This window comes from Pseudomonas costantinii (assembly GCF_001870435.1).
GTDB classification, from domain to species: domain Bacteria; phylum Pseudomonadota; class Gammaproteobacteria; order Pseudomonadales; family Pseudomonadaceae; genus Aquipseudomonas; species Aquipseudomonas costantinii.
Map to the genome: position 1 here is coordinate 266,641 of NZ_MDDR01000006.1, position 13,542 is coordinate 280,182.

At 59.8% G+C, this 13,542-nt stretch carries 7 protein-coding genes and 2 pseudogenes; 5 read left to right on the top strand and 4 right to left on the bottom strand.

The annotated features are described in order from the left end of the window. Window positions 1-60: 60 nt before the first annotated feature. Window positions 61-933, bottom strand: coding sequence for a methyl-accepting chemotaxis protein (locus BFL40_RS34550; RefSeq protein ID WP_408003981.1), 873 nt, complete (start codon window positions 931-933; stop codon window positions 61-63). Between the two features lie 30 nt (window positions 934-963). Further along, window positions 964-1,686: pseudogene (locus BFL40_RS34555) on the bottom strand (MCP four helix bundle domain-containing protein); the annotation flags it as partial. A gap of 277 nt (window positions 1,687-1,963) precedes the next feature. On the opposite strand from BFL40_RS34555, the gene BFL40_RS04900 reads away from it, so the two are divergent. Together BFL40_RS04900 and BFL40_RS04905 are read left to right on the top strand one after the other, a co-directional pair. Then, a complete protein-coding gene (locus BFL40_RS04900) occupies window positions 1,964-2,194 on the top strand; it encodes a hypothetical protein (RefSeq protein WP_071482700.1) in 231 nt (76 codons plus the stop codon). Further along, complete coding sequence (locus BFL40_RS04905) at window positions 2,191-2,484, top strand: cell division protein ZapA (protein WP_071482701.1); 294 nt, start codon at window positions 2,191-2,193, stop codon at window positions 2,482-2,484. Before BFL40_RS04900 ends, BFL40_RS04905 begins: the two co-directional genes overlap by 4 nt. Here the strand turns inward: BFL40_RS04905 and BFL40_RS04910 are convergent. Together BFL40_RS04910 and putA are read right to left on the bottom strand one after the other, a co-directional pair. Continuing rightward, the gene (locus BFL40_RS04910) at window positions 2,481-4,283 is read right to left on the bottom strand and encodes an acyl-CoA dehydrogenase (protein WP_071482702.1); all 1,803 of its coding nucleotides are present in this window, start codon (window positions 4,281-4,283) and stop codon (window positions 2,481-2,483) included. The genes BFL40_RS04905 and BFL40_RS04910 overlap by 4 nt on opposite strands. Before the next feature lie 225 nt (window positions 4,284-4,508). Next, window positions 4,509-8,462: a trifunctional transcriptional regulator/proline dehydrogenase/L-glutamate gamma-semialdehyde dehydrogenase gene (gene putA / locus BFL40_RS04915; RefSeq protein WP_071482703.1), complete on the bottom strand. Its 3,954-nt coding sequence runs from the start codon at window positions 8,460-8,462 to the stop codon at window positions 4,509-4,511. 29 nt (window positions 8,463-8,491) lie between these two features. On the opposite strand from putA, the gene BFL40_RS33595 reads away from it, so the two are divergent. The 3 genes and pseudogenes from BFL40_RS33595 to BFL40_RS04925 all read left to right on the top strand — a co-directional run. Then, window positions 8,492-8,926 carry a hypothetical protein gene (locus BFL40_RS33595; protein ID WP_139213519.1) on the top strand — a complete coding sequence of 145 codons (435 nt, stop codon included), beginning with the start codon at window positions 8,492-8,494 and terminating at the stop codon, window positions 8,924-8,926. Next, on the top strand, window positions 8,923-10,407 hold the full coding sequence (gene putP, locus BFL40_RS04920) for a sodium/proline symporter PutP (RefSeq protein WP_071482704.1): 1,485 nt from the start codon (window positions 8,923-8,925) through the stop codon (window positions 10,405-10,407). Before BFL40_RS33595 ends, putP begins: the two co-directional genes overlap by 4 nt. Before the next feature lie 204 nt (window positions 10,408-10,611). Next, window positions 10,612-12,615: pseudogene (locus BFL40_RS04925) on the top strand (type VI secretion system Vgr family protein); the annotation flags it as partial. Between the last annotated feature and the right edge of the window lie 927 nt (window positions 12,616-13,542).

Consider the following 13,542-nt stretch of genomic DNA (forward strand, 5'->3'; position numbering starts at 1 on the left):
GCGGACGCAGGGCATCCAAAGAGGCATTCCCACACGGAGCGTGGGAGCGATCAAGGGGAGTTAGAGACGAAATCGCCCCACCATCCCATTCAAATCCACCGCCAGGCGCGACAACTCGCTGCTCGCCGCACTGGTCTGGCTGGCACCGGTCGCCGACTGCACCGACAAATCACGAATGTTCACCAGGTTACGGTCCACTTCCCGCGCCACTTGCGCCTGTTCTTCCGCCGCGCTGGCGATCACCAGGTTGCGCTCATTGATCTCGATAATGGCCGTGTTGATGGTATCCAGCGACATCCCTGCGCCTTTGGCGATGTTCAACGTCGATTCGGCGCGCTCGGTGCTGTTACGCATCGAGTCCACCGCGTGCTCGGTGCCGGTCTGAATGCTGCCGATCATCCGCTCGATTTCACTGGTCGATTGCTGAGTGCGATGGGCCAGGGCCCGCACTTCATCGGCTACCACCGCAAACCCTCGGCCCGCTTCACCAGCGCGCGCGGCTTCAATCGCCGCGTTCAGGGCCAGCAAGTTGGTCTGGTCGGCCAGGCCGCGAATCACGTCCAGCACCTTGCCGATATCACGGGACTCATTGGCCAGATCACCAATCAGCGTGGCGGTCGCTTGCACATCGCCGCTCATGCGCTCGATGGCGCTGACGGTTTCCTGCACCAGGTCGCGGCCGTCACCGGCGGAGGTGGTAGCGTTACGCGAGGCTTCGGAGGTGCTTACCGCGTTGCGCGCGACTTCTTCGACGGCGCTGGTCATTTCATTGACGGCGGTTGCGGCTTGTTCGATTTCGTTATTTTGCTGGGTCAGGCCGCGGGCGCTTTCGTCGGTGACGGCGTTCAGTTCCTCGGCGGCGGACGCCAACTGAGTGGCGGAGCCTGCGATGCGTTGCAGGGTGTCGCGCAGCTTGTCCTGCATCTTGGCCATGGCGGCCAGCAGGCGGCCAGCTTCGTCGTTACCGTCAACCTTGATCGGGCGCGTCAGGTTGCCTTCGGCCACTTCTTCAGCCGCTTCCAGGGCTTGGGAAATAGGGAGGGTGATGCTGCGGGTCAGCAGCCAGGCGAACAACAGGGTCAGCGCCGTGGCCACGATCAACAGGCCGACCACCAGGTCAAACGCCATGTTGTATTGGTCTTCGGCTTGCTGGTTGGCAGCGTCGGCTGCCTTGTTGTTGATCTCCACCAGGCGCGTCAGTACCGCGTTGACCTGCTCCGAGTTGGCCAGCAGTTCGGTGTTAAGCAGGGTGCGCAACTCCTCTACCTGATTGGCCCGCGAGAGGCTCTTCATGCGCTCTTCGATCTGATGGTACTGGCCGAGCAGGCGCACGTATTCATCGTAGGCTGCGCGTTCTTCGCCGCTGTCGATCAGCTTTTCGTAGATGCCCTGGGCGGTGCGGATTTGCTGGTTGCGTACTTCGAAGGCTTCCAGGGTCTTTTGCTGCACGTCCGGCTCGCGGTTGGTCAGCAAGCGGTACGACAGCACCCGCAGGCGCAGGGTCAGTTGGGTGAATTCGTCGAGGGCGCGAATACTCGGCACGCTGGACAGGGTGATGTCTTCGGTCGCACCACGGATCTTGCCCATCTGGTTCAGGGCGAACACACCGAGAAACAACATCAATGCGCCAATAAACGCGAAGCCGAGGAAGGCCCTCGGAGCGATATTCATATTACGAAGAGACATGCTGGAGTCCTGGGGGGAAGCGCGATCCGTGCGGCCATGAGACGAGGTGTAAGTCACCTATCGGCCATGCGACTAAAGTCTTAAGGCAGTGCGCGCTTTTGTCGCATCTGGCGGAGGTTTGGGTGGGCTCAGGAACCAGAAGGGGGAATTGGAGTCACTAAGGCTCGAAAGTGCGGCCCGGCCCTTAAAAAACGGGCTGCGCGCCTGGGATAACCCTGGCATCCGAGGTGAATATTCTTTATCGTCACCGCCCTTTGAAAAAGCCCGAGAAATCAAAATGTTAGAAACATCCCTGAGCCAATTGGAACAACTGGTCAGCGACCTGGTACAGCAGAATCAGGACCTGCTGGGCAGCAACGAATCCCTCAAGGCAGAACTGGCCCGTGCCAAAGATGAAAATGACAGCCTGCAATTGAACCTGATGGAGCAGGAAGAAAAGAACGGCGCCACCGCCGCGCGCATCCAGGCGTTGGTTGAGCGTGTGAGCGCAGGTCCTGTCGGCGCATGAATGAAGGGATAAAGGTCGTTTCGATTCTCGGAGAGGATTACTCGATCAAGGCACCGGCCGGGGAAGACCAAACCCTGATGCACGCCGTGACCATGCTCAAGGCCTCCCTGGCCACCACCAAGAAAAAGTACCCGACCCTGATCGGCGACAAACTATTGGTACTGGCTGCGCTGAACCTGTGCGCCGAGCAGATCGAAATGCAAAAGCATCACCAGCAGGAACTCGACCGTTACCAAGAGCAAGTCAGCGCCACGGTCGATGTGATTTCCAAGGCGATTGGACAGCCTTAGAACCACGCGTCCTGCATCCCCAGGCACGTATCGTCGCGTGCCTCCAGAATCGCCAGTTCATGATGGCAGCTCGGCACTTCCCAGGTCAGGAAGTACCGAGCGGCCTGGAGCTTGCCTTTATAGAAGGCGACATCGGCCGCATTGCCCTTGGCCAGTCCTTCCTCGGCGCGGATCGCCTGCTCCAGCCAGCGCCAGCCAATCACCGTATGCCCGAACACCTTCAAGTACAGCGCCGAGTTTGCCAGGCTGCTGTTGACCTTGCCTTGGGCGAGATCCGTCAACAGGCCGATCGTCACGCTTTGCAGGCGGCCGACCAAATGCTCCAGCGGCTCTCGCAGTGCAGTCAGTGATGGATACTCCTGTGCCCGCGCGCCGGTTTCGGCGATCAGGCGGATCAGTTGCTTCAAGCCTGCGCCGCCGTTTTGCGCCAACTTTCGCCCCAGCAAGTCCAGGGACTGGATGCCGTGGGTGCCTTCATGGATCGGGTTCAGGCGGTTGTCACGGTAATACTGCTCTACCGGGTATTCACGGGTGTAGCCGTGGCCGCCGAGAATCTGGATCGCCAGTTCGTTGGCCTTGAGGCAGAACTCCGACGGCCAGGATTTGACGATGGGCGTAAGCAGGTCCAGCAATTCGTGGGCTCTCTTGCGTTCGGTATCGGTTTCCAGGGTGGTGGTGTCGTCGAACAGGCGTGCGGCGTACAGCCCCAGATCGAAGGCGCCTTCAACGTAGGCTTTCTGGGTCAATAGCATGCGCTTGATATCGGCGTGCTGGATGATTGAGACCGGTGCGGTGGTTGGGTCTTTGCTGTCGGGCAGGCGACCTTGCGGCCGTTCGCGGGCGTATTCCAGTGAATACAGGTAGCCCGCGTAACCGAGCATGACTGCGCCCATGCCCACGCCAATGCGCGCCTCGTTCATCATCTGGAACATGCAGCTCAGACCCTGATGCGGCTTGCCCACCAGATAGCCGACACAGTTACCGTTATCGCCGAAGTTCAGCGCGGTGGACGTAGTACCGCGCCATCCCATCTTGTGAAACAACCCGGCCAGCAGCACGTCGTTGCGTTCGCCGAGGCTGCCGTCATCGTTGACCAGAAACTTTGGCACGATAAACAGCGAAATACCTTTCACCCCAGGCGGTGCATCCGGCAACTTGGCCAGCACCATATGTACGATGTTTTCCGACAGCGGGTGGTCGCCGCCGGAGATGAAGATCTTGTTGCCCTTGAGGCGATAACTGCCGTCAGCTGCAGGTTCTGCACGCGTACGAATATCCGACAGAGAAGATCCCGCATGCGGCTCCGTCAGGGCCATGGTGCCGAAGAAGCGGCCGTCGATCATCGGTTGCAGGAAGCGTTGTTTCTGCTCCTCGGTGCCGAAGCTTTCAATCAGGTTGGCGGCGCCCATGGTCAGGAACGGGTAGGACGTGGAGGCCGCGTTGGCGGACTGGAAGTGCGCGAAACAGGCTTGCGACAAAAGCGTCGGAAGCTGCATGCCACCCGCTTCGAAGCTGCGAGCGGCGTTGAGGAAGCCCGCTTCAAGAAACGCATCAACCGCCGGTTTCACTTCTGGAATCAGGATCGCCTTGCCGTCTTCGTAGCGCGGTTCGTTTTCGTCGTTTTTGCGGTTGTGGGGCGCGAAATATTTTTCCGCAATGCTGCGCGCGGTGCTGATGGCGGCATCGAACGTTTCGCGATTGTGTTCGGCAAACCGCTCGCGCTGGGTCAGGCTCTCGGCATCGAGGACTTCGTACAGCTCGAAAGCCAGATTGCGGGAACTGAGCAGCGTCTCGGACATGGCGGCTTACCTTCTAAGGGAATGGCCTGAGTCTAAGTGCGCGAATAGAGGCTGGATAGCAAGATTGATTTGCGTGATGGAAGGGCAAAACAAGGAAGAGTACGAGATCGTTCCCACGCTCCGCGTGGGAATGCCTCTTGTGACGCTCTGCGTCACGCTTTGGGACGCGGAGCGTCCCTGGCTGCATTCCCACGCAGAGCGTGGGAACGATCACTGAAGGGGTAGTTAGCCGATGGTCATCAGGCTGGCGTTACCACCCGCCGCAGCGGTGTTGACGCTCAACGCACGCTCAATCACCAAACGCTCCAGCGCAATCGCTGTCTCACCCTGCGACAAACCATGCACCCCGACAATTGCCCCGCCACGCTGCGCCACTTGCTGGCACACCGCACGCAGTTGGTCGGAATCGCCGTGGTGCAAGACCGCGTCGAATACCACCTCGTCCTTGGTCCAGTCGGCCACACGCTTGATCTTCGCCTGAATTTCCTTCGGCAGGCGTGTGAACAAGGCCTTGGTCAGGTCAGTTTCCGGCCATACCGCCGAGCCACCGACGGCCAGTACCGCCGCCAGTTGGGTCAGCAGATCGCCTTCCACTTCCGCCAGGCACAGCACGTGCTCGCGGGGCAGGATCGCATAGCTGTTGCGCTCGCCGGTCGGGCCGGCCAGTTGGCGGGTGATACCGCTTTGCGATTGCGCGGCGAATCGGCTGCACTGCGCGCTCAGGTCGCTGAGCTTATTGCTGTCTGCCCAGGTTTTCAGGGCTGTCAGCGGTTGGCTCATGGCATCGCGCAGGCGTACATCCGGTGCGACTAACGTGTCGCCCCGAGCGAAGGATTGCTCGATTGCATCCGTAGGGCGAGTTGACAGCAGGCGGTACAGGTACAGCGGACCACCGGCTTTCGGGCCAGTACCCGACAGGCCTTCGCCGCCGAACGGCTGCACGCCGACCACGGCACCCACGATATTGCGGTTCACGTAGACGTTACCGGCATTGACGTTGTCGATCACCTTGGCGATGGTCTCGTCGATGCGAGTGTGCACGCCCAGGGTCAGGCCGTAGCCCGAAGCGTTGATCTGGCCGATCAATTGGTCGATCTCTTTACGCTTGTAGCGCACCACGTGCAGCACCGGGCCGAAGATCTCCCGTTGCAGCTCGTCGAAGCTTTCCAGCTCGATCAGGGTCGGCATCACGAAGGTGCCGCGCTTGATCTCTTCGCCATCGGCAATGGCGACTTGGTAGACGTTGCGGCCTTTGTCGCGCATGGCCTGGATGTGTTTCTCGATACCCGCCTTGGCTTCGGCATCGATCACCGGGCCGATGTCGACCGACAGGCGCTCCGGGTTGCCCAGACGGCATTCCGCCATGGCGCCCTTGAGCATTTCGATCACGCGGTCTGCCGAATCTTCCTGCAGGCACAGCACGCGCAGGGCCGAGCAACGCTGGCCGGCGCTGTCGAAGGCTGACGACACAACGTCGATCACAACTTGTTCGGTCAGTGCCGAGGAATCGACGATCATCGCGTTCTGGCCACCGGTTTCGGCGATCAGCGGAATCGGACGGCCCTGGGCGTCCAGGCGACCGGCGACATTGCGTTGCAGCAGGCGCGCCACCTCGGTGGAGCCGGTGAACATCACGCCTTTGACGCGATCATCGCCGACCAGGCGAGCACCGACGGTTTCTCCCTGGCCCGGCAGCAGTTGCAGCACGCCTTCCGGAATACCGGCTTCCAACAGGATACGCACGGCTTGGGCTGCAACCAGCGGAGTCTGTTCCGCAGGCTTGGCCAATACCGGGTTACCGGCGGCCAGAGCAGCAGCCACTTGGCCGCTGAAGATCGCCAGCGGGAAGTTCCACGGGCTGATGCAGACCACCGGGCCCAATGGGCGGTGGGCGTCGTTGGTGAAATCGTTGCGGGCCTGCACCGCGTAGTAACGCAGGAAGTCCACGGCTTCGCGCACTTCGGCGATGGCGTTGGCGAAGGTCTTGCCGGCCTCGCGGGCCAGCAGGCCCATCAGCGGTTGGATCTCGCCTTCCATCAAGTCGGCGGCGCGTTCCAGGATGGCTGCGCGCTCAGCGGGCGGGGTGGCCTGCCAGATCGGGCCAGCATTGATTGCGCACTGAATTGCATTGTCGACGTCTTCGACGGTGGCTTCTTGTACGTGGCCGACCACGTCGCGCAGATCGGACGGGTTCAGCACGGGTGCAGCCGGCTGCTCACTGGATGTACAGCCGAGCATCGGCGCAGCTTTCCAGTTGTTGTGAGCAGTGGCCAGCAGGGCGCAAGACAGTGACGCCAAGCGATGTTCGTTCGCCAGATCGATACCCGCCGAGTTGGCGCGGTCGCTGCCGTACAGGTCACGCGGCAATGGAATACGCGGGTGTGGCAGACCGAAGCCGCCTTCCAGCGTGGCCATTTGTTCGATGCTGGCCACCGGATCGGCTACCAGCTCCTGAATGGAGATGGATTGGTCGGCAATACGGTTGACGAACGAGGTGTTCGCGCCATTTTCCAACAGGCGGCGTACCAAGTAAGCCAGCAATGTTTCGTGAGTGCCGACCGGGGCGTACACGCGGCACGGACGGTTCAGTTTGCCATCGGCGACCTTGCCTACCACTTGCTCGTATAGCGGTTCGCCCATGCCGTGCAGGCATTGGAACTCGTACTGGCCGGGGTAATAGTTCTGACCGGCAATATGGTAGATGGCCGACAAGGTGTGGGCGTTGTGCGTGGCGAACTGCGGGTAGATGACTTCCGGCACCGACAGCAGTTTGCGTGCACAGGCGATGTAGGAAACGTCGGTGTACACCTTGCGGGTGTAGACCGGGTAGCCTTCCAGGCCTTCGACCTGGGCGCGCTTGATTTCGCTGTCCCAGTACGCGCCTTTCACCAGGCGGATCATCAGGCGGTGGCGGCTGCGGCGCGCCAGGTCGATGACGTAGTCGATCACATACGGGCAGCGCTTCTGGTAAGCCTGGATCACGAAACCGATGCCGTTCCAGCCGGTCAGTTGCGGCTCGAAGCACAGGCGTTCCAGCAGGTCCAGCGACAGCTCCAGGCGGTCGGCTTCTTCGGCATCGATGTTCAGGCCGATGTCGTATTGCTTGGCCAGCAAGGTCAGGGACAGCAGACGCGGGTACAACTCGTCCATCACGCGCTCGTACTGCGCGCGGCTGTAACGCGGGTGCAGTGCCGAGAGTTTGATGGAGATGCCCGGGCCTTCATAAATCCCACGGCCGTGAGAAGCTTTGCCGATGGAGTGAATGGCTTGCTCGTACGACGCCAGGTACTTCTGCGCATCGTGTTCGGTGAGTGCGGCTTCACCGAGCATGTCATAGGAATATCGAAAGCCCTTGGCTTCGAACTTACTCGCATTGGCCAGGGCTTCGGCGATGGTTTCGCCGGTGACGAACTGCTCGCCCATCAGGCGCATGGCCATGTCGACACCCTTGCGGATCATCGGCTCGCCGCTCTTGCCAATAATGCGACTCAGGGACGAGGTGAGGCCGCTTTCATTGTGAGTGGCGACCAGTTTTCCGGTCAGCAGCAGGCCCCAGGTGGCGGCGTTGACGAACAGCGACGGGCTGTTGCCCAGGTGCGGCTGCCAGTTGCCAGTGCTGATTTTGTCGCGGATCAGCGCGTCGCGGGTGCCTTTGTCCGGGATGCGCAGCAGCGCTTCGGCCAGGCACATCAGTGCCACGCCTTCCTGGGACGACAGGGAAAATTCTTGCAACAGGCCCTGAACAATACCGGCACGGCCGCCAGCGCTTTTCTGATTGCGTAGCTTCTCGGCAATCGAGGCGGCCAGCTTATTGGTCGCTTCGGCCATCGCGGCCGGCAGGCGAGCCTGTTCGATCAGCATCGGCACCACTTCCGGCTCGGGGCGACGGTAAGCAGCGGTGATCGAGGCGCGCAGTACCGACTGCGGCAGGATGCTTTCGGCGAACTCCAGGAAACACTGGTGGGCGTGGTCGTTCTGGACTTCGCCTGCGTCTTCAGCGTCCTTGGTGCTCAAGCCATTGAGCTCGGTCAGGGTTGCACCACCCTCCAGTTTCTCCAGGTAATTGAAAATTGCCTGCTTGATCAGCCAGTGCGGCGTGCGATCAATGGAGGTCGCGGCGGCCTTAAGGCGCTCGCGGGTCGGGTCATCGAGTTTGACCCCAAGGGTGGTCGTTGCCATCTTTTTATCCTCATGGGTGCCACTACCGAGTGGCATCTGCTGGCGGCAAGATTAGCTTTGCCCATGAAGAGGTGCAACCGGGTGCAACCCTTTTGTTCATGAATTTTTTGAAGCTCAACAGGAAAAAATCCGGCCTTCGACGGAATCCGCTTCGCCTTGGTGCATTTACTTCTTATATCGGCTGTTCTTGCTCCGAAAAGGAGCAAAAACACGGTGTTTTACGCAAAACACGCTTAGGTGCAACTTATTCTCAAGAAACTGGTTGCACCTTATTTGCTTTGTTGAATAGCATTCGCGCCCAAGGTGCAACCGCCTCAAAGGTTCGGTTCATCGGCTGGCGGCTTTCCTGGGGAAACGTCAGTCATAAATGCGCGGCACACAGTTTCGTCTACCCGGTTACCAACGGGTGGTCGTCTGACAGACCGCTGCTACATAAAAACAAAGCCAGGGCGTCACTCTTATGAGCGTTAGTAATCCAACCCTGATCACGTTTGTGATCTACATCGCAGCAATGGTGCTGATCGGCTTCATGGCCTATCGCTCCACCAACAACCTTTCCGATTACATCCTCGGCGGTCGCAGCCTCGGTAGCGTGGTGACAGCTTTGTCGGCCGGCGCTTCCGATATGAGCGGCTGGTTGTTGATGGGGTTGCCGGGCGCGATCTACATGTCAGGCCTTTCGGAAAGCTGGATCGCCATCGGCCTGATCGTCGGTGCTTACCTGAACTGGTTGTTCGTGGCCGGTCGCCTGCGGGTGCAGACCGAGCACAACGGCGACGCCCTGACGCTGCCGGATTACTTCTCCAGCCGTTTCGAAGATAAAAGCGGCCTGCTGCGGATCATCTCCGCGGTGGTGATCCTGGTGTTCTTCACCATCTATTGCGCCTCCGGCATCGTCGCCGGTGCCCGCCTGTTTGAAAGCACCTTCGGCATGTCCTACGAGACTGCGCTGTGGGCCGGTGCTGCTGCGACCATTGCCTACACCTTCGTCGGTGGTTTCCTGGCAGTCAGCTGGACCGACACCGTACAAGCCACGCTGATGATTTTCGCGCTGATCCTTACGCCGATCATCGTGCTGCTGGCCACCGGCGGCGTCGACACCACCTTCCTGGCGATCGAAGCCAAGAACCCTGACAACTTCAACATGCTGAAAAACACCAGCTTCATCGGCATCATCTCGCTGATGGGTTGGGGCCTGGGCTACTTCGGCCAGCCGCACATCCTCGCGCGCTTTATGGCGGCGGATTCGGTGAAGTCGATCGCCAACGCGCGTCGCATTTCCATGACCTGGATGATCCTGTGCCTGGGTGGCACCGTGGCCGTGGGCTTCTTCGGTATCGCTTACTTCTCGGCGCACCCGGAAGTGGCTGGCCCCGTCAACGAGAACCATGAGCGTGTGTTCATTGAGCTGGCCAAGTTGCTGTTCAATCCATGGATTGCGGGTGTGCTGCTGTCGGCCATTCTCGCGGCCGTCATGAGCACCCTGAGCTGCCAATTGCTGGTGTGCTCCAGTGCCCTGACCGAAGACTTCTACAAAACCTTCCTGCGCAAAAATGCCTCCCAGCTTGAACTGGTGTGGGTTGGCCGCGCTATGGTGCTGCTGGTCGCCCTGATCGCCATCGCCATGGCGGCCAACCCAAATAACCGCGTACTCGGCCTGGTCAGCTACGCGTGGGCCGGTTTCGGTGCAGCATTCGGCCCTGTGGTGCTGATCTCGGTGATCTGGAAAGGCATGACCCGTAACGGCGCACTCGCCGGCATTCTGGTTGGCGCGACCACTGTGATCGTCTGGAAGCACTTTAACCTGCTGGGTCTGTACGAAATCATTCCAGGCTTCATTTTCGCCAGCCTGGCGATCTACTTCGTGAGCAAGCTGGGCGCACCGACTGCGGGCATGGTCGAGCGCTTTGATGCAGCGGAAAAAGACTACAACCTCAACAAGTAATTCGTCGGGTGCTAAGCACCCGCTGAGTTGGAAAAAAGGCCCGCGTCCTACGGATGGCGGGCCTTTTTTTGCGTGTGATTTACGCCGGTCTGAAGAAAGTTCGGACGCTTATTTGTAGGTATTTACTGATTTGTTTTGGGTGTGCTCAGTAGGGTGGAACAGTGGTGCAGAATCGGCCGCCTACTCCTCGCAGAGAAACACCGGATGTTCGCTCCTGCCAATCAAAGTGCTTTTACCCTGACCCTCGACGGGGGGCCCATTGAACTTAAGGTGTTTGAGTTCAAGGGGGCCGAAATCATCAGTCAGCCCTACCGTTTTGACCTTGAGCTGGTCAGTGAGCAGCCTGATCTCGACCTGGAAAGCTTGCTGCATCGCCAGGCGTATCTCGGTTTTGATGATCAGGGCCATGGCATCCACGGCCTGGTTTGCCGAGTGGCGCAAGGCGACTCCGGGCGGCGCCTCACGCGTTATCAGATCAGTCTGGTGCCGCAATTGGCGTATCTGAAACACAGCAGTCACCAGCGCATTTTCCAGCACAAGACGGTGCCGCAGATTGTCGCGCAAGTGCTGGTGGGGCAGGGGATTCAGAGTGACCGATTCGAGTTTCGCCTGAGCGGTACTTATCCTGCGCGAGAGTACTGTGTGCAGTTCGGTGAGACTGATCTCGCGTTCATTCAGCGGTTGTGTGCCGAGCTTGGCATCCACTATCACTTCCAGCATTCGCCCGAGGGACACCTGCTGGTGTTTGGCGATGACCAGACGGTGTTTGCCGAGCCCGACCAGCCAACCCCCTACACTGCCGGTTCCGGGATGGTGGCCGGCACCCCGGCGATCAAGCGATTTACCGTGCAATTGCAGACCCGCACCACGGCGGTGAACCTGCGCGATTACGACTTCCGCAAGCCGCGCCTGGGGTTGGAAAGTGCGGTGGCTGGCGAGCAGCTCCCGAACCTCGAAGAGCAGGATTACCCCGGTGGTTTCAGCGATCGACCCCACGGCAAATACCTCGCTCAACGTGGGCTGGAGCGCCATCGCAGTGACTACCGAATTGCCCATGGCGAGGGTGACGAGCCTGCGCTGGTCAGCGGCCGCTTCCTCAAGCTGAGCGGGCATTCACGCGAGGGCTGGAATGACTTATGGCTGGTGACGCAAGTCACCCACGAAGGCAAGCAGCCCCAAGTGCTGGAGGAGGCCGTAACCGAAGTATCAGGAGGGGATTTTCGCCAGGGCTATCGCAACGAGTTTGTCGCCGCACCGTGGGACGTGATCTTTCGACCGCCACTGCCTGAGCAGCCGCGCCCAACTATCTCGGGCTATCAGAACGCGGTAGTCACCGGCCCTGCTAACAGCGAAATCCATTGCGACGAATACGGTCGGGTGAAAGTGCAAATGGCCTGGGACCGCAATGGCAAGCACGACGACCACTCCAGTTGCTGGCTGCGCGTTGCCAGCGGCTGGGCCCATGACCGTTACGGTTCGGTGCTGATTCCACGGGTCGGTATGGAGGTGCTGGTGGGCTTCGTCAATGGCGACCTGGACATGCCGCTGGTGGTGGGTTGCCTGCCCAATGCGGCGACCCCCGTGCCGCTCGACCTGCCAGCCGCCATGACCCGCAGTATTTTCCGCAGTCAAAGCAGCCCCGGCGGCGGTGGCTACAACGAACTGCGCATCGAAGACCGCAAGGGCGCTGAAGAAATCTACCTGCGGGCCCAGCGTGATTGGACTCAACATGTGTTGCATGACCAGCAGGTGCAGGTCGATAACCAGCGTCGGGTGAAGGTGGGAGGGGAGTCGCACCATGAGCTGCGAGGCGAAGAGCAACGTATTACCCATGGCAACCGCCTGACCGAGCTCAAGCAGGATGATCATCTGGTGGTCGGTGGTTCGCAGCAGATGCGTGCCGGGCGGACTATTCAAATAGGTGCAGGGCAAAGTGTCGTTATCGATGCGGGTGCCACCGTTACGATCCAGGCGGGCGGGCAGTCGATCACGCTGTCGGCGGGCGGCATATTCAGCAGCGTGCCGATCCAGCTCGGCGGTGCGCCTGCTCCCACAGCTGCCCCGGTAATGCCGGGAATCAAGGAAAAGCTGCTGGCGGTTATCCCTGCACCGCTAAGCCCCGTGCAAGTGACCAGCCTGAGGCGCAGCGCGCCGTTTTGTGAAGAATGTGAGCGCTGCAAAAACGGTCAGTGTGATCTCACGCAACACGGCGGTAAGGGGGCGGGAGCCACTGCTGGTAAAACCTCGGGCGTCGAGCCGGGGTTCCATATTGTGCAGCGTGCGATGTCTCGGGATGCGTTGGAAAAGTCGCTGTTCGAATCGCCCAGCGCGATCGTCTTGGAGCGTTTTCGTAGCCTCAATCCACAGCTCACGCAATACACCAGGCCGGGGCAAATGCTCGTACTCAGTGATCCGCTCAATAGCCAATGCACCCGCGAAGAGGCGTTGCTCATGGAAGCGGCGCAGGAGGTGAATGAAGCGCTGAAGCCAATGAGTGATGACGAGGCGGCGTTTATGGTTGAACACCAGCAGGAGATTGGTGCGTTTTTGGCGCAGAGTTCGATGGCGGTGGGGGTTGGGTCGTCAATGGTTGCGAGTCACTTGACGCGAACCCAGTCCATCCTCGTGGATATCGAAAAGTTGCACGTCAAAACCTTCAAAATACAGGGCAATTTGCAAGGTGCTGAGTTTCTCGCTGAGCGTAAGCGATTGCTAACTCAGTTGGATAATAGCCTCGGACCACTGGTGCGAAAAGGTGTTGGTATTGCCGATCACCCAAAGCTCAAAAGCGTATTAGGGATTTCCAGTCGCAGCTTGGTTCATCATTGGAGTAAGGCCGGTGTATCAGAAGGTATTCCTGGATATGCAACACACATTCGGGGTGTTGCTCGAGCGAGTCAGTATATGAAGGTCGGCGGGTTTGTTGGAATTGGACTAGGGGCATCAGCCTCGGCATTGAAGGTGAGGGAAACGTGTCGAGTTGGAAGTGAGGATGATTGTCAAAGAGTGAAATATACAGAAGGTGGCAATTTTGTCGGGAGCGCTGGGGGGGGTGGTTAGGTGGTGCTTCAGCAGCGGCGAGTGCGGGCACAGTTTGTGTTGCTATAGGTGCAGGCACTGCTCTCGGTGGTGCGG

What these genes read in the sequence shown, in the direction of transcription:
- BFL40_RS04905 (WP_071482701.1), top strand. Translation starts at nt 2,191, where the DNA reads ATGAATGAAGGGATAAAGGTCGTTTCGATTCTCGGAGAGGATTACTCG.
- BFL40_RS34550 (WP_408003981.1), bottom strand. Translation starts at nt 933, where the DNA reads ATGGCCAAGATGCAGGACAAGCTGCGCGACACCCTGCAACGCATCGCA.
- putA (WP_071482703.1), bottom strand. Translation starts at nt 8,462, where the DNA reads ATGGCAACGACCACCCTTGGGGTCAAACTCGATGACCCGACCCGCGAG.
- BFL40_RS04900 (WP_071482700.1), top strand. Translation starts at nt 1,964, where the DNA reads ATGTTAGAAACATCCCTGAGCCAATTGGAACAACTGGTCAGCGACCTG.
- BFL40_RS04910 (WP_071482702.1), bottom strand. Translation starts at nt 4,283, where the DNA reads ATGTCCGAGACGCTGCTCAGTTCCCGCAATCTGGCTTTCGAGCTGTAC.
- putP (WP_071482704.1), top strand. Translation starts at nt 8,923, where the DNA reads ATGAGCGTTAGTAATCCAACCCTGATCACGTTTGTGATCTACATCGCA.